This window comes from Ottowia caeni, assembly GCF_050821495.1.
In the GTDB taxonomy this organism is placed as follows: domain Bacteria; phylum Pseudomonadota; class Gammaproteobacteria; order Burkholderiales; family Burkholderiaceae_C; genus Ottowia; species Ottowia caeni.
Map to the genome: position 1 here is coordinate 3,870,433 of NZ_CP151080.1, position 21,490 is coordinate 3,891,922.

16 protein-coding genes and 1 pseudogene are annotated in these 21,490 nt (G+C 59.5%); 3 read left to right on the forward strand and 14 right to left on the reverse strand.

From position 1 onward, the window contains the following. Nucleotides 1–459: 459 nt before the first annotated feature. Nucleotides 460–1,356 carry an acetylglutamate kinase gene (gene argB / locus AAAK34_RS18205; protein ID WP_231694854.1) on the reverse strand — a complete coding sequence of 299 codons (897 nt, stop codon included), beginning with the start codon at nucleotides 1,354–1,356 and terminating at the stop codon, nucleotides 460–462. Between the two features lie 384 nt (nucleotides 1,357–1,740). Then, nucleotides 1,741–2,850: an MraY family glycosyltransferase gene (locus tag AAAK34_RS18210; RefSeq protein ID WP_231694808.1), complete on the reverse strand. Its 1,110-nt coding sequence runs from the start codon at nucleotides 2,848–2,850 to the stop codon at nucleotides 1,741–1,743. 231 nt (nucleotides 2,851–3,081) lie between these two features. Here AAAK34_RS18210 and AAAK34_RS18215 point away from each other — a divergent pair, with 231 nt between their 5' ends. Continuing rightward, a complete protein-coding gene (locus tag AAAK34_RS18215) occupies nucleotides 3,082–6,564 on the forward strand; it encodes a methyltransferase domain-containing protein (protein ID WP_431777539.1) in 3,483 nt (1,160 codons plus the stop codon). Then, nucleotides 6,561–6,773 (forward strand): hypothetical protein, encoded by a 213-nt coding sequence (locus AAAK34_RS18220; RefSeq protein WP_431777540.1) that lies wholly within the window; start codon nucleotides 6,561–6,563, stop codon nucleotides 6,771–6,773. The genes AAAK34_RS18215 and AAAK34_RS18220 overlap by 4 nt, the downstream gene beginning before the upstream one ends. A 363-nt stretch (nucleotides 6,774–7,136) precedes the next feature. On the opposite strand, the gene AAAK34_RS18225 is transcribed toward AAAK34_RS18220, so the two are convergent. The 3 genes from AAAK34_RS18225 to AAAK34_RS18235 form a co-directional block, all read right to left on the reverse strand. After that, nucleotides 7,137–8,015, reverse strand: a complete 879-nt coding sequence (locus AAAK34_RS18225) for a class I SAM-dependent methyltransferase (protein ID WP_231694806.1) — start codon at nucleotides 8,013–8,015, stop codon at nucleotides 7,137–7,139. Nucleotides 8,016–8,528: 513 nt separating this feature from the next. After that, nucleotides 8,529–9,821, reverse strand: a complete 1,293-nt coding sequence (locus tag AAAK34_RS18230) for an ABC transporter ATP-binding protein (protein WP_231694805.1) — start codon at nucleotides 9,819–9,821, stop codon at nucleotides 8,529–8,531. A gap of 193 nt (nucleotides 9,822–10,014) precedes the next feature. Further along, complete coding sequence (locus tag AAAK34_RS18235; protein ID WP_231694804.1) at nucleotides 10,015–10,824, reverse strand: ABC transporter permease; 810 nt, start codon at nucleotides 10,822–10,824, stop codon at nucleotides 10,015–10,017. Between the two features lie 395 nt (nucleotides 10,825–11,219). Between AAAK34_RS18235 and AAAK34_RS18240 the strand changes: the two genes are divergently transcribed. Next, a complete protein-coding gene (locus AAAK34_RS18240) occupies nucleotides 11,220–12,152 on the forward strand; it encodes a DUF4351 domain-containing protein (protein WP_231694803.1) in 933 nt (310 codons plus the stop codon). A 664-nt stretch (nucleotides 12,153–12,816) separates the two neighbouring features. Here AAAK34_RS18240 and AAAK34_RS18245 read toward each other — a convergent pair. The 9 genes and pseudogenes from AAAK34_RS18245 to AAAK34_RS18285 form a co-directional block, all read right to left on the reverse strand. Next, nucleotides 12,817–13,296 carry a peptidylprolyl isomerase gene (locus tag AAAK34_RS18245; RefSeq protein ID WP_431777541.1) on the reverse strand — a complete coding sequence of 160 codons (480 nt, stop codon included), beginning with the start codon at nucleotides 13,294–13,296 and terminating at the stop codon, nucleotides 12,817–12,819. Next, nucleotides 13,275–14,036 carry a hypothetical protein gene (locus AAAK34_RS18250; RefSeq protein WP_431777542.1) on the reverse strand — a complete coding sequence of 254 codons (762 nt, stop codon included), beginning with the start codon at nucleotides 14,034–14,036 and terminating at the stop codon, nucleotides 13,275–13,277. The genes AAAK34_RS18245 and AAAK34_RS18250 overlap by 22 nt, the downstream gene beginning before the upstream one ends. Nucleotides 14,037–14,088: 52 nt before the next feature. Beyond that, complete coding sequence (locus AAAK34_RS18255; RefSeq protein ID WP_231694801.1) at nucleotides 14,089–15,789, reverse strand: hypothetical protein; 1,701 nt, start codon at nucleotides 15,787–15,789, stop codon at nucleotides 14,089–14,091. 183 nt (nucleotides 15,790–15,972) lie between these two features. Beyond that, on the reverse strand, nucleotides 15,973–16,410 hold the full coding sequence (locus AAAK34_RS18260) for a DUF4864 domain-containing protein (protein ID WP_231694800.1): 438 nt from the start codon (nucleotides 16,408–16,410) through the stop codon (nucleotides 15,973–15,975). A gap of 16 nt (nucleotides 16,411–16,426) precedes the next feature. Then, nucleotides 16,427–18,822: pseudogene (gene gspD, locus AAAK34_RS18265) on the reverse strand (type II secretion system secretin GspD). Between the two features lie 358 nt (nucleotides 18,823–19,180). Continuing rightward, the gene (locus AAAK34_RS18270) at nucleotides 19,181–19,885 is read right to left on the reverse strand and encodes a hypothetical protein (protein WP_231694798.1); all 705 of its coding nucleotides are present in this window, start codon (nucleotides 19,883–19,885) and stop codon (nucleotides 19,181–19,183) included. Continuing rightward, complete coding sequence (locus AAAK34_RS18275; RefSeq protein ID WP_431777543.1) at nucleotides 19,882–20,202, reverse strand: GspMb/PilO family protein; 321 nt, start codon at nucleotides 20,200–20,202, stop codon at nucleotides 19,882–19,884. The genes AAAK34_RS18270 and AAAK34_RS18275 overlap by 4 nt, the downstream gene beginning before the upstream one ends. Beyond that, complete coding sequence (locus AAAK34_RS18280; protein ID WP_431778047.1) at nucleotides 20,087–20,434, reverse strand: hypothetical protein; 348 nt, start codon at nucleotides 20,432–20,434, stop codon at nucleotides 20,087–20,089. The genes AAAK34_RS18275 and AAAK34_RS18280 overlap by 116 nt, the downstream gene beginning before the upstream one ends. Next, nucleotides 20,431–21,456 (reverse strand): PilN domain-containing protein, encoded by a 1,026-nt coding sequence (locus AAAK34_RS18285; protein WP_431777544.1) that lies wholly within the window; start codon nucleotides 21,454–21,456, stop codon nucleotides 20,431–20,433. The genes AAAK34_RS18280 and AAAK34_RS18285 overlap by 4 nt, the downstream gene beginning before the upstream one ends. Nucleotides 21,457–21,490 lie beyond the last annotated feature (34 nt).

The window sequence follows — 21,490 nt, forward strand, 5'->3', positions numbered from 1 at the left end:
TTGATTCTAGCGGGAATCGCACTTACTTAAGGTCGCGACCTAGTCTTAGGAAGCGTATTTCCTGTAAGAGCGGCTTTAGCCGCGAAGGGCCTGCGCTCGGTAAATAGCTATGTTTGTGGCGCAGGCGTTTCGCGGCTAAAGCCGCTCCTACAGCAGCAAAGCTCCTTGAATCGCATTCACCTAAAGCAAGCGCCATTCGTTCTAGCGGGGGTTCCGTGAACATCTTGCCGACTGGTTGCGCTCAACGCCAACATCAGAGGTGCCAGCGTAGAGCAGAGGGAAACGTCCAGGACATGTTGGGCTTCGCTTCGCTCAGCACCAACCTACACAAAGAGCTGATGGGCGCCGGCCGGTAGGTTGGGCTGACGGAGGAAGCCCAACAAGCAGCTTCTCCCATGAATACGCCGCCTGTTGGGCTTCGCTTCGCTCAGCACCAACCTACCAAAGGGAAAATGAGCGTCAGTTGCCGGCTCTGATCATGGTGCCGAACGCCTGGTCTCCCAGCACCTCCAGCAGGAGTGCATGTGGCACGCGACCATCGATGATGTGCACTGCATTCACGCCGCTTCTGGCTGCATCAAGTGCACCGGCGATCTTGGGAAGCATGCCACCGCTGATGGTGCCATCGGCCACCAGTGCATCGATGCCCGCAGGCGTCAGCTCAGGCAGCAGTTGGCCCTGCTTGTCCAGCACACCAGGAATATTGGTGAGCATGAGCAATTTTTCAGCCTTCAACTCCATCGCCAACCTTGCTGCGACGACATCGGCGTTGATGTTGTAGCTTTCATTGTTGGCGCCAAAGCCTATTGGGCTGACCACCGGTATGAAGGCATCATCCTGCAGCGCCTTGACCACGCCGGGATCGATCTGCTCAATATCGCCGACCTGCCCCACATCGTGCTCTACGTTCGGGTCTTTCTGATCAAGCATTTTCAACTTGCGGGCACGAATCAGGCCGCCGTCGCGGCCCGTGAGGCCCACCGCCTTTCCACCGGCCTGATTGATGAGGCCAACGATGTCCTGCTGCACCTCACCGCCCAATACCCATTCGACCACTTCCATGGTTTCAGCATCGGTCACCCGCATGCCTTGAATGAACCGGCCTTCCTTGCCCAGACGCTTCAGCGCGGTTTCAATCTGCGGACCACCGCCATGCACCACCACCGGATTCATGCCCACTAGTTTGAGCAACACCACGTCCTCCGCGAAATCCTGCTGCAGTGCAGGATCGGTCATGGCGTTGCCTCCATACTTGATGACCATGGTCTTGCCATGGAACTTGCGAATGTAGGGCAATGCCTGGGCCAGAATTTCGGCCTTGTCGCGCGGGGAAATTTGAAGGACGTCAGTGGTCATGGCCAAAAAACGATTGAGGTGAAGAAAGTGGCAATAATAGATAACAAGGCCAACGACTAGTGTCCTGAGTTGTAAGCTCGTTGAAAAAACAAATCTGCCGAAATCGGTGCCGGGCAAGGAACAAAACGCAGTGATACCGAGTGGTATCGCGAGGCTTTGTGACGCAGCATGGCGGCGATTGTCGGTGGATTTGTTCAACGAATTTGCAATTCAGGACACTAGGGATGCCCTGCATAACTCCCTGCGGTCTGTGGCAGCACGGCCTCGGGCGATCCGCTGCGTTGCTTTTCTTGCCAATAGCTCGGCTATTGGCTGCAAAAAGACGCCTTGCGCCTCATCCCGATCCGCACTACCTCCGACTCGCGAGGGTTATGCAGGGCATCCCTAGCCTCTTGGTGGCTGCAGCACGCGCGGCACTTTAAAGCGTACCAGCATCACGTAGGCCACCACGTAGCTAACCGCAAACAATACACAGAACGCCACCAACAGGCCGTCGTAGCGCCAAAAGAGGATCGCAGGCACCACGGTCAACACGATAAAGCTCCACAAGTAGGGGGCCGTGCGGTTGTTGCGCTTGAGCATGTTCTTGGCCTCGTCTTCGTGCAGCACGCTGCGCACCAGCCGACGGTATACCAACTGATGCAGATGAAGCGCATCGGCCATGCCCGGCGAATTGCCGCGCCAAAGCTTGCGGTACATGGAAAACACGGTCTCCCACACGGGGTACATCAAGAGCAGCAGAGGGAACCAGGGAGACACGATCGGGTGACGCTGCACCAGCAACAGGCTGAGGGTGGCAATCAGCAGCCCCCAGACGTAGGCGCCAGCATCTCCCGCGAAAATCAGGCCACGTGGGTAGTTCCATACCAGGAACCCCGCAGTTGCTGCGGCCAGCACAATGGCCATGGCAGCCAGTTCGCGATCGCCTACCTGCAATGCGACATGAGCCAGAGCCAAGCACACCACCAGCGCCACCGCGCCGGCCAGGCCGTTGTAGCCGTCAATGATGTTGAATGCATGCGGCAATCCGGTGACCGCCAGAATGGCAAGTGCGACACCCAGCCATGGCCACTGGCTCCAGAAGCCGTCGATCCACTCAAACCCCAGACTGGGTACCGAGACACCCAGCAACCACCAAGCCAACAAGCCCGAGCTCACCGTAAGCAACAGCCGCCAGCGCACCGCCAGCCGCTGCGTCAGATCTTCCAGCACTCCGCCCGTGAAGGCAGGCAGAAGCATCAGCAACCAATGGTGCAGGCGAATATCCAGATTGATGTTGCCTGCCATACCTGCCCACTGCAGCACCGGCAGCGCCGCCATTGCCAGGGACCAGCCGGCCAAGAGTCCCAGCCCGCCCACACGAGGAACGTGTCCCAGGTGAAACCGCTGTGGCGCGTCAGGCGAGTAGACAGTACACGAGCGCAGAAACGCGCGGCGCACCCACAACGTGAGCACCAAGGACAGCATGAAAGCGAGCAGCGCGAGGGAAATCATGTGTGGAAATCACCGAAGTCGGCGGTACTCTTCAAACTCTGCAATGGATGGATTGTCCGTAGAAACTGCAAAGGCAAAGGCAAAGGCAAAGGCTGAAACAACCGCAAAATCGGTTGCAATGGCAAAAGCCGTGCATGGTAGCATCACGCCCTTACCCCGGGGGAAGGCGCTTCGCAGAAATTTTTTTCGCGTCCCGACGGCGTTTTACGCCCTTTGGGGTCAATGATTTTCATGGCGCCTACTCCTCATCCGCTGCACGTCTACGAACGGCAAATCGACTCCAACGAACGTAGTTCACTCTCGGTCCTGGCCAGCCACATACCGCCTGGCGCGCGAGTGCTCGACCTTGGCTGCGGCAGCGGTGCTATTGGCCGCCACCTGCTGACCCGCAGCCAGAGCGACACCCCACCGCTGAAGAATATCGTCATAGACGGCCTGACCATCAGCGCCGATGAGGCGAAGCTGGCCTCATCCCATTACCGGCGGGTGGAGGTTGCTGACCTGGACGCCGTTCATCTGCCCGGCTTGTTCGAAGCCGCCAGCTACGACATCATCATCTGCGCCGATGTGCTGGAGCATATCCGCCAGGCCGGACGCGTACTGGATGAGTGTAAGCAGTTGCTAGCACCGGGCGGGCGTGTGCTGCTTTCTATTCCGAACATCGCTTACAGCGGGTTGATCGCCGAGTTGATGGCGGGCGAATTCCTCTATCGCCCTGAAGGACTGCTGGACGAAACACACGTTCACTTCTACACCCGCCAAAGCCTACAGCGCTTCCTGGCTGAGCAACGCTGGGCGAGCGAACATCTGGAAACCATTGAGCGGGCCCTGCCAGATTCCGAGTTCCGCTCAGCCTTCGACGCTCTGCCCCCTGCCGTCGCGCGACACCTTCTGGCTTTACCCGACGCGCTGACATACCAGTTCATCGCCGTCATTCGCCCTCTCTCATCCAGCGAACAGGCTGCCGCGCCCTCCTCACCGCTTGGTGCTGCGCCACTGCCGGCGCAGGCCTTCTTCACCGCTGAGCTTTTCCTCGGCACCAGCACTGAAAATGAAGACACTCCCCGGGTCTTCTCCTACGCCCAAGAAAACAAAATTACAGCGGCCGGCGTCATCGGCCAGGCTCGGCAAACCCTCAGCTTTCAGCTGCCCGCAGCCACTGCCGCAAGTAGCTTGCGGTTAGACCCTGCCGACCGCCCGGGCTTTATCCACTTTCACGCCATGCGACTGCATGCAGCCGACGGAACCGTGCTGTGGCAATGGCGTGGTGACGACGGCGCCACGCTTGAAGGTGCTGCCCGCCAGGACATCTTGTTCCGCCCGTTCGGTGGCGTGTCTCCCACACTGCTTGCGCTGCTGTATGGCAATGATCCCTTTATCGAGTTACCGATCGCCTCCGCAATCGTCGCTGCGGCGACAGGCGGGCACCTCGAGTTGGAAGTAGGCTGGCCCATGTCGGCTGACTACCTTGCCTTGTCCGGCGCTGTGGCTGAACTGGAAGGGCGAGCAAAGCTGGCCGAACGCCGAATCAACCTGAACCGAGAAGAACTGCAGACGAGACATCAGCGGGAGTTAAGTGAGATTGGCGAGCGGATCGAGCGCGAGCGGGAGGAAATTGTCGAGCGCCATGCGCGTGAAATAGCCGATCATCAGCAAACGCTGACGAAGTTGCGCCGAGAATGGAAAACCCAATTGGCGCATTTGCAGGAACAGCGTGACGAAGCCGTTCAGCACATCCAGTTCCTTGAAAACTCCACTGTTTTTCGTGCCAGCCGGCCCCTGGTTCAAGCCAAAATGAAGGTGGATCGCCTGCTCGGCCGTGGCTCCGCACTCCAGGCGGCCCCTGAACCACCGCCTATGCAGGCCATGACACCGCCTGAGCAGCCGGTGGACATCATCGTGCCGGTCTATAAAGGACTGGCAGACACGCAGTGCTGCATTCTCTCGGCTCTGAACGCAGACTGCCGCACGCCTTGGCGCCTCATCGTTATCAACGATGCGAGCCCCGAGCCGGAAGTTACCGCCTGGTTACGCGAGATCGCTGCCACAGACGAACGCATTGAACTGCTTGAGAACGAAGAAAATCTTGGGTTCGTGGGCACGGTCAACCGAGGCATGGCGCTCTCTCAAGCCCACGACGTTCTGCTGCTCAACAGCGACGCAGAGGTTGCCAACGACTGGCTGGACCGCATGCGCGCCGCGGCCTATTGCGACCAGCGGGTAGCTTCGGTCACGCCGTTCTCCAACAACGCCACCATTTGCAGCTACCCTCAGTTCTGCGCCGACAACGAGCTGCCCGAGGGCTGGGACACGGCGAGGCTGGATGCACTGTACGCGCGCGCCAACCCCGGTCAGGTAGTCGATGTGCCCACGGGAGTAGGCTTTTGCATGTACATCCGCCGCGATGCACTGCAAGCCGTCGGCCTGTTCGATGTGGAAAATTTTGGCAAAGGCTACGGTGAGGAGAACGATTTCTGCATCCGCGCGTCCGGTGCTGGTTGGCGCAATTTTCACTTGCTGGACACCTTCGTTCGCCACGCTGGCGGCGTAAGTTTTGGCGCCGGCAAGACCCCGCGCGAACGTGCCGCCATGGAAACGCTGCGCCGGCTGCACCCGCGCTATGAGGGCGACGTCATGCGCTTCGTGCAGGCCGACCCTGCCCGCGCTGCGCGCTTAGCCGCCGACATTGGGCGAATTCTCGACGGAGGCCGCCCAGTCATACTGGCCGTAATGCACGACCGCCAAGGCGGCACCGAGCGCCACGTGCACGAACTCGCCTCTACCCTGCGCGAACGTGCCCAGTTCCTCGTGCTCAGGCCCCTGCCCGGCCAGCGCGTGAGCTTGCGTCTTCCAGACCCGGGAGAAAGCTTCGAGCTGGTCTTTACCCTGCCTGGTGACCAGCCTGCTTTTCTTGAGACACTGCGTCGCTTTGACGTGCAGCACTTGCACTACCACCACCTGCTGGGCCACGGCGATTTCGTCCGCTCGCTGCCAGAGCAACTGGGCGTCAGCTACGACTTCACAGCGCACGATTACTTCACGATCTGCCCCCAGATCTCGCTCACCGACCGAAGCAACGCGTATTGCGGCGAGCTCGGTGTAGACCAGTGCGCCACCTGCCTTAAAGATTCTCCGGCACCGGGAGGTGTGGATATCGTCACCTGGCGTCGCAACCACGCGGCTTTTCTCTCTGAGGCAAGATTTCTGCTGGCGCCCGCGCGCGATGCTTTGGCCCGGATAGTCAAACTCGTACCAGGCACCACCGCGCGCGTGGTGCCTCACACTGACATAAGCCCAACCACCCTCCTGCCCCAGCCAGAGCCTGCCCGCCTGGAAGGGTCACGTCCGCTCAAGGTGGCCGTCATTGGTGCGCTCAGCATCATCAAGGGCGCAGACCTGCTCGAAGACGTGGCCGTGGCCGCAGCAAAACAGGGTGCGCCTGTAGAGTTTCACCTCATCGGTTACGGCTACCGCGCACTGCGCACCCAGCCACATGCGCACCTGACCGTGCATGGCCGCTATGAGGAAGAAGACCTCCCGTCTCTCCTGGAATGGCTCCAGCCCGATTTGATCTGGTTCCCTGCGCAATGGCCCGAGACTTACAGTTATACCCTTTCAGCATGTTTGCTGGGCGGCTGGCCTGTGGTGGCGCCAGAGCTTGGTGCATTCGCGGAGCGGCTGACTGGCCGCGCCTGGACCTGGGTTACTCCTTGAAGCAATCCCCAGCCCAATGGCTGGCCTTTTTTGAGGACATTCGCTCGCGCCACTTCGCCACGGGCAAGGGGCCAGCTTCTGTGCTGCCGATTGAAACCAGTGCGCAGCATGAATTGCTGGCACGTGCGGGGGTCGGTGATCCTGCCGTGTGGTATGCCAATGAGTATTTGGGCGGGCTTTTCGACAGCCTCATCGGGTGCAGAACCTGAGCTCCAAACTTTGTTGCGCTACCAGTCTTCCGCAGCCTCAGCTGGTGAGGGTGGCAAGGGCCTTCTGTTGTCAGTGCTGGTACGCCTGCGTTCCATGCCGGTGCTCGCGGGCGTAGCGCGCGCTATTCCGCTGAGGTGGCAGACCAGGGTCAAATCCTGGTTAAGAAAATAACAGGGGTTGACCGCTGAACTCACGTCCTTAGTCATATGGTGCGTGATAGGTTGAGACCTGAATTTTCTTGTAGGAGCGGCTTTAGCCGCGAAGGGTCACCCCACCACGCAAGTCTTTCGTTAGCTAGGTAGGCCTTCGCGGCTAAAGCCGCTCCTACAAAGATAGCATGATAAAACTCAGACGCGCAGACCCTATGTGCGCTCAAGCACCCACGCATCCTGGTGATGCCAGAACCAGGTAGGGGCATGACGCAGTAACCGGTCGCTGCCTAAGTGGCTAGCAATTTGCGACTGCACATACTCTGCGCTGGTAAACGCAGTGCCATATTCCTGCGAGTCAATAGCGTTGGATTCGCTCGACGGCGCAAAGAAAAAGCCCTCACCATCCAGCGTGACACCCTGGCGCCGCACAGCCTCGGCTCCATGAGTAGTGAACACCAACAGGCCACCTGGAGCCACACAGTCATACAGCCGTGTCAACCAGCGTGACCAGCTGCTGGCCGGCAGGTGGCTGAACAAGGACAATACAAACACAACATCGTAGCGCTGCGGGCAGGTGAGCTCTTCGGGCCTCGCAGCCGAGAGGAAGGATTGCACATTCAAGGTATCGCGCGCGAAATCGACTGCATCGGACACCACGTCAGACGCAGTCACTCGCTCCGCGCCTATGGCTTTGACCAGATGGCGTGTGAAACGGCCATGGCCGCTGGCAAACTCCAGGAAACTCTTTACGCCAAGTAGCGGACGCCCGACCGATTCAAGCAACAGCATCAGCTCCGCCAGGGTGCGCCAACCGTCCGCAAGGTAATCGCGCAAGGGGTTGATGGAAGTGGGGTGGCCGTCAAAGAACCGATAGATGTCGTCGCGGGGCGAAATCTCGCAATTGAGGCCCATCCATTCGGCAAATGCACCATTGAGCTTGTGACGCTCGATCAGATTGTGCGCAGCCAGGCGCGTGGCAGGAATACTGCGGGCAACAGAAAGAATTTTTGCCGCAGTCGAATGGTCACCCGAGGCCAGCAGCGTTTCGGCTTGCTGAAGTAATACTGTAGCGTCTTGTTCAGATGTCATTGGATTTCAATGGGTTTTCGTAACAGGGCCGAGGCTTGAACGGCTAAAAAGGGCTGTTTACAAGCTTCGCATCTGTGGGATTGCGTCCTCTACGCGGAGAGAGACCGACAGAGCGCTGGCGCACTACCAACTCATCCCCGAAACTTGAGAACTTAGTCACGCCACAAGTTCGGTCAGGTTGTAGGAGCGGCTTTAGCCGCGAATGATATCTCTCTACAGAAGGTCGCTTTTCGCGGCTGAAGAGGCTGTCGTTAAAGTGGTTGGTGCAGCAGTGGCGATTGCCCCCTCTCCTTTCGGGAGAGGGTTGGGGTGAGGGAGCGCGCCCAAAGACAGTCTCAGATCATGCGCCGCTGCCCTCACCCTGGCCCTCTCCCGGAGGGAGAGGGAAGAAGAACTAGGCCGTTTTGCGACACCCTCTAAAGCCGCTCCTACAAATACAACATTCGATGGGTTCCTGGGTAAAAAACAGGTAAGGCAGCATTTTGCACGCCACTCCCATAGGACAACCAAATTTCAAGCCCAATGGTGCGGTAATTTAACCAGTCCGGGCATCAACGTCGGCATGACAAAGCTGAAATGCATGAACTGGTACCACTGGTCGTACACCACCAAACCGCTCTCGTCGAACAGATAAGCGCTGATGACATACTGACCGCTGTGCAGAGGTAGGTTCGGAAACGTGAGCACGGAGCGCCAAACGCCCGGCTCTACCTCGGTAGGGTGCGCACCTTCTTCATGAGTGGCCAGCGAAGTGATCCCCACGCCCCGAGACTGCTCGATCATGAAGCCGATGTTCGGTCGCTCCCGTCCATGCCCACGTACCGTGATGGTGGCCACCAAGTCTCGGCTGTCGAGTAGGGGCGGATCACCCTCACCCAGGTTGGCAATGTCGACTGAAAGAATGGTGGCGGTGACGTCAGCCTGAACCGGCTGTGCGGGGGCTGCCGCCGCAGTGGCGGCGCTTGCTGCAGGATCGACCACCGCGTCAATCTGCTCGGTGGGAACAATCATGGCGTCAGGCACATGGTCGGCCACGGGCGCAGGCACGTCCGCCGGTGGAGCGGACAGCAGACGGGTGTGCATTTCATAGGCGCCCAGCACCGGCTCGGTAGGACCGAACTGCATCACACGCCCGCCGTCAAGCCAGAGCGCCACGTCGCACAACTGACGCACATGGTAAGGGCTGTGGGAGCAGAACAATATGGTGCAGCCATTGCGCCTGAACTGTTCAATGCGGTTGATGCACTTTTTCTGAAAATGCTGATCGCCTACAGCCAAGGCTTCGTCAATGATCAGCACATCGGGCTCTACCGCGGTCACCAAGGCAAACGCAAGCCGCACCACCATGCCGGAAGAATAGGTTTTTACCGGACGATCAATGGCATCACCAATTTCCGCAAAAGCCAGGATCTCGGGTTCAATGCGAGCCATATCGGCTTGTGAAATACCGATCAGGCTGCCACCAAAATACAGATTCTGACGCCCCGTGAAATCCGGATGGAAGCCCGCACCGAGCTCCAAAATAGCGGTGATGCGCCCACTGCGCAGCACTTCACCCCGGGAAGGCTGTAGCGTGCCGGTGATCATCTTGAGCAGCGTACTCTTGCCTGCGCCATTGGCACCCACCACACCCAGACACTGGCCGCGATGAAGTTCAAACGAAACATCGCGCAACGCCCACTGGCTGCGATGCAGGGCACGACCTGTGATCAGCGCTTTCAGGCGCGCGCGCGGGGAGTCGTAGATCAGGTATTCCTTGCCTACGTTGTGCAGGCGCAGGGGAATCGGTTCTGCGTGCTGTGTCATGCGCGGCACCCCATGCCCTGTGGAATCTGCCGGCATGCCGCCCCCTGGGGCCGCCGGGCTCCAACTTGGCCCCACAGCGGCAACAGATACGCAGAATGCCGAGCTGGAGCTCGGCGGTCCCAGGTTCTCGCTTGCGGCAAATTCTTCCGGAAAAGCGAGAAGTCACGGCTGTCCGTGAAACTGTTCATGCTGCTCATAGCCAATCCACCAACTGATCCCGACTGCGAGAGATCGCCATGTTCAGCACACCTCCCACTACCACCACCCAGATGCCAACAACCGCCCACACATCCACCGCTGGCCACGCACCCTGCAACAGTGCAGACTGGTAGCCCATCACAAAAGCAGACATCGGGTTCAGCCACAACACCCAGCGCCACGCTTCAGGGAACATGGTCACCGGAAACAGAACGGGGGACAAAAAGACGCCAATCGACAGCATGAACCCCACTACCTGAACCACATCGCGCAGTGCCGCCGCCAGCACGGCCAGAAGATAGGCCAGCAGAAAACACAACAAAATCTGCAGCGCATAGAGCGGCAGCACCGCGAAAACGCCAGACGCAAAATGATGCGAAGGTGTGTAGAAAAACACCAGCAACAGAATGAGCGGCGAGAAGACGAACGTGCTCGCCAAGACAGAGCGCGCCGGAAAAATTGCGGGCGGCAGAGGATTTTTCTGGAGCATGCCGCCGGCTTCGAGCAAGCTATTCATACCCCGCTGCGTGGCATCAGCAAACGCCATCCAGGGCAGCATGCCGACGATCAGATAGGCCCCCACCCGGCTGGTGGGCGCATTCTCACCCAGGCGCATGGAAAACACCACATCGAACACCAGATAGTACGCAAACAGGGTGAGCAGCGGTGGCAACCAGGCCCATACGATGCCGCCGACCGAGCCTGCATGGCGTGCAGCGAATTCACGGCGTGTGAGCACGACTACCAGGCGGCGCAGGCTCCAAAGAGCGCGAAAGTCTGCGCCCAAACTGGTCAAAATTTGCATGGTTTTTAGTTCAGGCACTGCATTCAAAGAAGGCACTCAGAACGCGCTGCAACCCTTTTTTGGTCAAGTTTCACCCGTGGAGAAGCGGGATATCTTCCAGGACTGGGCAACCGGTGCGCGGGACTTGCAAAAAAACGCTGTTCCTTCCAGTTGCTCGCGACGCGAGGCGGCGGGTCTGGAACGCCAATAATCTCACGGCGTAGTGATAGCTTCGCGCCGCTGATTCAGAAGTCCGATTTCCGAAGCGGCGAGTATACGCGCCGCACTAAGCATGAGGCCCATGAAGGCCCGAGCGGCCGGCTCTTGAGCCCTCACACGAGTCAACTCGATGCCGAGTCCGAACTGTGCCAATTTCAGCACCTGCTTTTTGTAATTCTTTTACATTACACTTCGGCATGCCCGAGCCTATCAGTCATGACCAAAACTTCAAGAACCTGATCCTTGATTATCCCCGCCAAGCGCTGCAGTTCTTCGCCCCCGAAGAGGCTATGGAAATTGACGATAACGTTAAGATTACCCCTGTCCGCCAGGAGCAACTCAAGAATCGTCTTGGCGACCGGTTTCGTGAGTTGGACGTTCCCCTAAAGGTCGATTGGCCCGATGGACGGCGTGCAGCGCTCCTCTTTCTTTTCGAAGAAGAAACAAATCCTGGGCGCTTTTCCATTCACCGGCTTGGGCGCTACTGCCTGGATCTGGCAGAGTTGATGGAGACCGATCGCGTGGTACCCATCGTGATCTTCCTTAAGGGCGGCACGCGCATCCGGAGCCAACTGCAGATCGGCAGCGAGCTTCATACTTTTCTGTCGTTTTCTTATCTCTCCTCCGTTTTGAACGAGCTGCCCGCAGACGACTACAAGGACAGCACCAACATCGTCGCCCGCATCACCCTACCGACGATGGCCTACGCGCGCGAGCGCCTCGTTGACATCTTTGCGGCTGCTCTGCGTGGGCTGGAGCTGGAACCCAGCACCGAGAAGCGCCTCAAATACATGGACTTTATCGACACCTACACCCAGCTTGACGATAATGAACGCAAGCTTTTTGCAAGACGATACCCTAATGAGGATGAAACCATGACGACCTGGAGTCAACGCATGCTGGCCCAAGGCCGGCAAGAAGGCCGGCAAGAAGGCCGGCAAGAAGGCCGGCAGGAAGGCCGACAGGAAGGGGAAGCGAACGTGTTGCTGCGTCAACTGGTGCATCGCTTTGGCCCTCTGGGAATAGCCGTGACCGATAAGGTGCGTCAGGCAAGCCCGGATGAATTGGAACGATGGGCCAGCAGCATTCTCGACGCTCGCACGCTTGATGAGGTTTTTGGCGTCCACTAAAACGGGTCTCAACCAACGCCCTGGCAGGCAGACCAGTCAGGGCTGTTTGGCGCTAACTTCAGCCTAAATCCGGAACTAGGCTAAGCTCACGCTTGTCAGCCGCCTTATCTTGTGAGGCGAGCAGTGGTGGCCACGGCCATACGATGCCACCCGCCGATCCTGCGTTCGGGCCTCGAATTCCCGGCGCGTGAGCACGCCTACCAGGCGGCGCAGGCTCCATAGAGTGCGAGAGTCTGCGCCCAAGCTGGTCAAAATTTGCATGGTTTCAAATCAATGCTTTTCTTGGAAAGCACCGCATTCTTGGGACACACTTGGAATGCTCAACGACCCTAACTCGCAGGGACGGTATTCTCTTCGAATTAGCCTGTCGCGGCTCATGAGAAACAAAACTCTGTAAGCCCAAAACGGCCTCCATCGCCCCTGCATTTGTAGGAGCGGCTTCAGCCGCGAAGGGTCACCGTCATCCATGGTGTCTTGTGTTCCGAAGGAAACCCTTCGCGGCTGAAGCCGCTCCTACAAGCAAACCCTCTTTTTGTTTCTCCTCGGAGCGCCGGGCGCCCCCAAGGGGCCTGGGACGCTCTAAAGCCACTCCCACAAGAATCAGGCGCATTTATGGCCTGAGGACGGCCATTATTTGAAACCTGCCCTGCGTTCTTAAAGCCTGTTACTTGGAGGCAGGCTCGCGCACCAAAGCGGAAATGGCAGCCGCGTCAGGTTCAGCGCCGTCTTGGGCAGCTTTCATCAATTCGACGCGTGATTGCGCTGTCAGGCGGGCGCGGGCCTGCTCAATCAACTCAGCGCGTTGTCGCTCGAAGCCCGACGAGACTTGACGCTCGATCAACTGGATGATGTGGTAGCCATGCTCTGTTTTCACGACCTCGCTGATTTCGCCCGGCTTTGTCAGCTTTGAAGCCGCGACATCAAACTGGGTGAGCTGCATTCCAATGGCAACGATCGGCAACTCCCCGCCTTTGGCCGCGCTGCTTTTGTCGCTGGATTCAGCGCGTGCAAGCGCTTCGAAGTTGGCCCCTGCCTTGAGTTCGCCGAGCAGCCTGTCTGCCTTGGCCTTGGCTTGCGCATCGTCCATGGTGGACGACGGAGCCACCATGATGTGACGCACCTTCAGCTGAACAGATTCACGCACATCGGCGGGCTGCGCGTTATAGACAGAACGTGCGTATTGCTCAAGCTGCTGCGAAGTCGGCTCTCGTGCTTCGGCTTGCTTGAGGAGCCAAAGATCAGAAAGCGCTTGTTGCTGAGCGAAGGCAAGAATCGAGGCAACGTCTGCCTGGCGATCAAAACCCTGTTGCTTGGCTTGCTGGACCAGATTCTGGCGAGTGTAAATTGAAAGAACGAGCTGTTCGATATTCTGGGGCTTGGAGAAAAACTTTCCCTTTGCGCTGGAGGCACCAGAAATTGCACCGCCGCCTGCAACTGAGCAGCAGTTACTACACCACCGGGGCCACGCATCAGCACCGTTTCACCGGCTCCAGGGGCAGCTTTCGACGCTGCGGCAACTGACTGCACGGACGGCACCGACTGCGCCTGCGAAGCTAACGGGAGGACTGCAAGAATTGCGACGAATAGAGAGGAAAGGCTTCTGGACACAAGCATTAAAGTTTCAGTTTCAGAAATGAGACCGGGGTACTCTGCCGTTATGTCGCCATTCGGAACCCGGAAGATGCATTGACCCATCAGTTCGAGTGCGGAAAACGCAATTGCCGCCAAGGACCTGATTCGTGATAAGTGCGGCCGTTGCTGGACACGAACCTCAGAGATAAACAGCCTGAAGTATAGGGCGCAAACCTCTGCTAAAGGCACCGGACCACTGATGTGGGAGTTTTCAATTGTTAAAAAAAGCGGGGTGTTAACCCCGCTTTTCATTGAAGCAAGCTCCTGATTGAGTTACACCTTACGGTGCAACTCAATCCAACCTTTATTCGACAGCTGGAGCTGGCAGCACAATGGCTGGCGCAGGACCCGAAGGACGCTTGTAGCGGTGCGTCACAGCATCGCCATAGTTACCGACCATGCTACCCACGGACGTATTGAACGTATTAGCAGCGTAGCCAATCACTGGCAGACCGCCAGCGTAGGTGGCTTCGCCAATCGTGGTCACGCCTGGCAGGCCCACAGACATCCAGCCAGCGCCGCCAGAAGGCAGGCTACCGATTTGGTAGGTGGTCAGCTGAGCGTTCAGAGCTTTGGACTGCTCACCGAATGTGAGAACGGCCACTTCTCCGCAGAAGCCAGGTGTCTTGCCCACCGGGGTACCTGGAGACCATTCGCCGTTGAAGGTCGGAACGATCGTGGCTTCTTCACGGTTGTAGGCGTGGTAGGTGGCAATGCCATCTTGCAGACACAGAACCGTACCGAACGCACCGTTCGCGCCCAGCGTCTTCTTAACCATCGAGGCCGGAGGATAGAAGAAAGGCGACGACAGCGAGTTATACACAGCCGCAGGAGTTGCCCCACCTGTTCCGTAGTTAACGGCAGCATGGTAGCGACGAGTTGGCTGCGAGAACACCCAGTCAGTGGAGAAGTTCACACCGTTGTCAGAACCAGCAGTCCACTCGTTCATCACAGCGGAAGTAGCCATCGCTGCGCTCAGAGCAGTCGATTGAGCAGCCGCGAAGCCGAAACCGCTGACATAAGGCGTGGAGAGGTCAGGCAAATCGAACGGCAGCATTTGCAGGATTGGGCCACCAGCTGGACCACCGTTGTCGAAGTTGGTCAACAATGGGTCAGCCGTTTCACCCAAGTGGGTGCCGGTAGACCAAGCAACATCACCCCCGTTAGGCGGGAAGGTGGGGTTGGAAGCACCGATTTGCGGGGCAAAGAACAGGCGAGCAGACGCAGGAGCCGGAGGCACCGCGGTGGTATCCAGAGCCACGATCGCGGAGTTAGCGCCACCGTAGGAGGTCACGTTGCCCGAGTTGTAGATGGTCCAGTTGCCCATCAGACCGCCGGTAGGAGCAGTCAGACCGAAAGCCGAAGCTTCATCGACGTTCATCGTGGTGGTCGGATCCATCAATTCCGCCATCACATCGGACGTGCAAGGAGCAACCATTTGGCCGCCAACCAGCTTGTGCTTGGTGGCTGTGAACAGACGGGTACCAGGACGAATGTCGGCCATGGTCAACCACTCAACGTAACCCTCTTGGGTGTGAGCAGCGCGAGCTTCAGCGGTCAGACGCGTATCCAGACGTGCATCGCTGAAGGCAACGCCTTCACCGGTGGGCTGAGCAGGCAGCACGCACGAGGTATCGGGAGAAGACATACGCGAGAAACCATCAGCGCCTTGCGCTACGGAAGCGCTCCACACATCGCCAGGAGACAGCAGGACTGTAAAGTCAAGCACGTCGTCAGAGTTGGCGGCGCCACGGAAACGCACCTTAACGGCTTTACCGTTGGTGGTATCGGTGTTGACAACGGTCAGCAGGGTGCCGGTGCTACCAGCGGTGCTGAAATAAGGAGTGACCAGAATGTGGCCCACACCGGTATCAGTGGATGCGCTCAGTGTTTGGGCAGTTGCGTTAGCAGCACTATCCACAACCCACACAGCGTTTGCAGCGCCAGAGAACCCCAGGCCCCCAAGAGCGGCTACAGCGCCGAGTGCCAATAAGCTTTTCTTCATAGCTATGACTCCATTAAAAAGATAATTGCAAGGACCAAGCCAGTTCTTGGAATGCTCAGTGATCGTAGCACGGCTTGAGTTTTTGGTTCAATCGGATTCGTTGGCAGCCTACTGCAGTGTTTTGTTTATGCAACAGAGACCGCAAACCCAAGCCACACAGGGGCTTGACAGCCACACTGGAACTTAGATTTTCTCGAGAAACCACCATTGACCTTCGTCTCGAACCCAAACCTCGTCATGATAGCCTACAACTTCAGGGATTGAGCGAGCAAAGCGTGGGATGGCAATGGCGGTGGTCAAGCGCACGCGAACGGTGCAACGGGCGGCCTCGCAGGTGGCCTCGTGAACTTGCGCATCTTTCCAGCTGCCGGCATTGCCGAACCGAGTTTGATACGCCTCCGGCTTGACGACGGCCCGGAAGCCCGGCTGAGCATAGGTGTACGCCTTGGCAAAATCTCGCTTGACCAGGGCAGCCCAGCGCTGCTCAGCGCGGGCGCGAACCTCTTCCTCAGGCGTTTTGGGGCCAAAGCTGGCGCAACCGGCCAGCAATACGCTGGAAACAAGCGCAGCAGTTGCCAGCAGGGTGCGACGACGCGGCGCAGCAGAACGAGTAAATATCATAGGAAAAGACGCTCCTTTATGGAGATGTGGGGGCAGAAATACTTGATGGAGTCAATGAAGACAGCCCTGCAGCGGTCAGACCACTCATGCGGTCTCGCAACTCACGGCTGATGGCTCGAATATCTTCATCAGCACGCACCACGCGGGGCGTGAAAACAACAAGCAGCTCGGTACGATTATTATTCTTGACCTGAGTTCCAAACAGACCACCAATGACGGGTATGGAAGACAGAAGCGGCAACCCGCTGCGGGAACTGGCGTCGTTGTCTTTGATCAGCCCCCCAAAACCACGGTCTCACCCGAGCGAACGGCCACCTTGGACTGGATTTGCCGCTGCGTGAAGGTAGGCTGCTGGGTGCTGGCGTCTACCGCGCCAACATCGGTAACCTGCTGGTTGATGTCCAGCGTGACCAGATCGCCCGCGTTGACCGAGGGCGTGACTCCCAGCATGACGCCAGTGTCTCTAAATTGAATGTTACCGGTGGTAGGGATGCCGCCCGCTGTAATGTAGCCACCGCCCACATTGACCGGCTGCTGGGTGCCCACACTGATGGTGGCGGCATGGTTGTCCAGCACCAGCAATGATGGACTGGAGATCACCTTGACCAGCGACTTGCTGGCCAGGGCACTGAGCACGCCAATGATTCTGCCGGCCGAATTGCTGAGCGCGTAGGTGAAGCCGGTAGCCGCGCCACTGGCCCCTCTCAGGTCGAAGCGACCTGAGCCTGCAGGCAAGGCCAGTGCACCAGCCTGGTTGTTCAGTACGCCAGAACCGCCGTAGCCATTGCCAAAGCCGTTATTGAAGGCCCATTGCAGCCCGTATTTCAGGTCGTCGCCCAGGCTCACTTCCACAATGCTGGCTTCAATGAGCACCTGAGCGCGCTGGAGATCCAGCCGCTTCAAGGTGGTTTCTATGCGCTCATACTCAGAGGGCTTGGCATGGATGAGCAGAGTATTGTTGATTCGATCCGCCATGACACGCACCGACTGCCCCAGCGTGGTGGTGCCGCTAACGGTGGCTTGCTGCTGGTTGGTCGGGACGTTGCGGTTAAGCGGGTTAGCGCCAAATGCGGAGCCGGTCGTGCCACCAAAGCCCCCGCCAGTAGAACCGGTGCGGCTGGTGTTGCCGAAACCGCCCGTGGTGTTGCTGGTGGTGCCTAGGCCCGGCGCTACACCAGTGGCGCCGGTACCGCCGGCGCCACCCTCGGTCGTGCCGCCATATATGCCGTTGAGCAGCGCAGCCAGGTGATCTGCCGAGCCGTTCTGCACTTTATAGACGAACAACTGCGGTTCTGCGCTGTTCATGTTGGGTCGGTCAAACTGCTCGATCCAGTAGCGAATTTCGTCGAGGTAAGCCGAGCGGGGAGTGACCACGAGCACGGCATTGAGGCGCTCCAGGGGCATGACGCGAACCGCGCCGAACAAAGGGCTGCCTTCGCCCAGCGCATTGCCACCGATGACGGGGACTGCGGCCCCGGCACCCGCGGGCGCTGCGGTGCCCGGGCGTGTGGTGGCGGCGCGTTGCGCAGCGGCCCTTGCCGCGGCCGCAGACAGGCCACCTGCAGCTGCACCTGCGGCGGCAGGGGTGGTGCCGGAAAGCATTTGCAGTGCGGCCTGGACCTCTGTCGGCGACGTATGCTTGAGCGGGAAGACGCCGACGGACATGCCTCGCAGAATGTTCACGTCAAACGTGTTGACCAGATCCAGCCAGCCCTCGGCCTCGGCGCGGGTTCCGCGCATGACGAGGACGTTGCGCAGCGTGTCCACTCGTACCATGGCTTCTGGCTTGATGAGTGGCTGCAGGAGGCTGGCCATTTCCTGGGCGCCCAAATACTCCAGCGGGATGATGATGGCGCCATAGCCGGGGGGCAGCGAGCCATTGCCAGCCAGGCGGGGGGCAGCAACAATGCTGCTCAAGGCTTCGGGCGTGCCCACGTGGTAGGTGCCGCGTGAGTCACGGGCCATGACGACGCCGTTGATCTGCAGGGCGCTTTCGAGCAGGTTGAAGGCTTTGTCTGCGCTGATGGGGCTGCGAGTCACCAGTGTGATGGTGCCAGGCAGCGGGGGATGAACGACGTAGTCCACTTTAAGCAGGTCGCGCAGCATGACCTGAATGACTTCGGCCGTGGGAGCGTCCTGGAAGTTGAAGCTGGTGGCCGGACCTTTGACGGTGGAAGGGCCGGCGTTACCGGGCTTGATCATCTGATCGTTGCCCCGGATGATGATCGGCTCTGAATCGGACGCTTCCTGGATCACCGGCTTGGTCACGGGGGCAGGACGGAGAGCGTCTTTCACTGGCGGCAGCGGCACCACCTGCTCGGCTGGCGCGCCGGGCGCCGCCACTGGCTGAGTGACACAACCGCCCAGCATGGCAAGCACTAGCAATGAGAGATAGGAGCGTTGTAATTGCATCTGTAGAACCTGAGAACCTGTTTAGCCAGCTCCACAGCCCGCTGGGCGGACTGGGAAACGTATTTTTCGCTGATGTATGGAGGGCGAGCGTAAGCAGACGCAGCCTCTGCAGCGTGTTGGTGGGCGGCTACACGCCGGGGTGTTCGCTGAGGTGGCTGCTGGGGGCGCGAATTTTTTTGAAGTCGCGCTGCCGGGGTACGGCTGTTGAGCGCTGGCGCGCTCCTCACCCCCGCCCTCTCCTGGAGGGAGAGGGCGTTTCGGGTGCAGCTTGCACTCACTTTCGGTTGACGATGAGTGCTTAGCCCCCTGAGGGGGTGGGAGCTCCGTGTGGAGCTGGCGCTCTGGCGGGATAGGAGAATCATGGCCCCCACGACCCTTTGATCTCTGGCTTGCTGGCGTCAGTCGGTGCGGCCGCAGGGGCGGCGGGAGCGGTCGGGGCCGGGGACGGTCGGACAGCTGACGGTGGAACGGGACGGGCAACGGGGGCGGTTCGGGCGGCTGGGGCAGGTGTTGGCGCAGGCACTGCACGCTGCGTGGTGCGGCGGGCGCCCGGAGCCGGGCGAGCAGCGGAAGGGGCAGGCTTGCCGGCCTGCGCCAGGGGCAACGGAATTATCCGACGCTCGTCGTCCTTTTCAAATACAGCCTGACTGCTTTCAATGCTGCGAAGGGTCCACTCGCCGACTTTTTCACCACGACGAACAAAGCGCGACTGGCCTTCAACTTCTGCGAGGATGCCACGCATGGTTGACCCATTGATGGTGCCGAACATTTTGAGCTTGTCTAGCTCCACAGGCGGTGGAGCTGCGGTTTTTTCCGAATCTGGCGCCGACTGAGTGGGGCGGCGGGCGGCGGAAAATAACGGGCGCTCGGCGATTTGCGGATACTCTGCCAGGGCCTCGGGGCGCGGGCGAAGCACCGCAGCGCGCGCGTCGTTCAAGTTTGGGGGCTGAGCCGCAGGAGGTTGCCACTGCGTGGACCTGCCGGGACCAAACCACAGCACCGCCAATCCAACAGCCAACGCCGTATTGATAACCAACAACAGAGGGATGGCACGACGATTCATGGCCGCACCTTCAAAACGAACAAATTGAGTTGCGCAGAAACATTCTGGGTGCGCGCCTGGAACGGTTGCGCAGACAGTTGCACACTCTCGCTGAATATTACAGGTGCCTGGATCTGCGCCATGTCGCGCAGGAAATCGCTCAACGCCCCAAGCTCGCCGTCTACGCGGAGATTAAGACCTATTCGCAGGAAGTCTCCCTCTTCACGTGCGGGCAAGACTTGGCTGCTCGATACCTGCAACCCTCTTGAGGCCATGGGCTGTGCGCAATTGCTGCAAAGCTGCATTGCCGGTCTGTGCCGGATCTCCCTCGGGGCCATAGGCCAAGCGCGCGAGATTCGCGGACAAGGCCTGCTCGGTGGTCCGCAGTCGCACGCCGTCCGAGCGCAAGCCGGCTAGCCGTGCAAAGCGAGGCTCGATCTGGCTCATGAGGTCGGTGGATGCATGATAGCGGGTGGCTGCGTAACTGCCGATGCCAATCAGCAAGGCGACCAAGGCGGTGGCGCCAATTAGCAGCCACACGTGTTCAGGGCGTAGGGCTTTGCGGTTCATGGAGCTGCCCCCGTGCGCAGCACGCCGTAGACGGCAGGGTCCAGCGTGAGTTCGAGGGTAAAAGATTCCTTGTCTGACCGCCCCATGCGCGTGGCAGGAGACGGCGAGCGCACGCCAAGCACACCGGGCTGGCCGCCCAGGCTACGAACCAGAGCGGCCGTGTCGTCGGCAGCGCCTGTGATCGTGACTTTGCCGCCTTCCAACCGCAGGTTGGAGAGCCAGGAGCCGTCGGGCAGGTTGCGCGTGAGCATGTTCAGTACAGGCAATGGAGCCAACTGCTGCTCAGCCAGCTTGGCAATCGCCTGAAGTCGCTCTGTCTGCTTGACGATTTTCTCGCGCTGCGCCAACTGCGGCGCAGCTTCCTTGCTTAGTTGGTCGAAGGCGGCCTGCGCTTGTATGGCGCGCATTCTGGTCTGCGCGGCAGGCGTCACCGCCAGGCATGCAATCAGCAGCAGAGCCAATGCCAGCAAGCCTCCCCTCAAACCCAGGCCACGCGCATTAAGTCGGCGGCGCTCAGCGCCGCCGTACCCTTGAAATACAAGAGGTGCGAACTCGTGCCGTAGCGCTTCAGTGCCTGCGGGCAGCACCCACACTTCGGGAGGGTTGTCGCCGCCTGCCCCAACGGCTTGAAGGCGTTTGTCTATTTCGTGGGTAGAAGTGAGCGCCAGATCCACCATGAAAGTCTCGCCCTCCCCTGGCAGGACGGAGAACGCACTGGCGGTGCGTTCGGGCGGAAAGGGTGTGATGGCGGCCACTTCAAGGGCCACGGCTCGGGCCAGGTCGGCTGTACCCAGACGGGGCAGTACCAATTGGCGGCGCAGAACCTGCTCGGGCAATAACTCAATGGCGCGGGCCCCCGCTGCGGCGGAACCAACCGCTGGCCGGGCCAAGCCTTGTGCCATGTCCAGGGTGGCATGTTGGCCGTTGGCCTGGGTCAGCTCAATGCGAACCAGAGGCGTGAGCCAGCGCAAAGCGCGCGAGCGCAGCAGCAGGCCCCCGTGGCGGCCCATTGGCTCGGCCACTGGCTGACGTCCATGCCGAAAAATCGACGTTGAT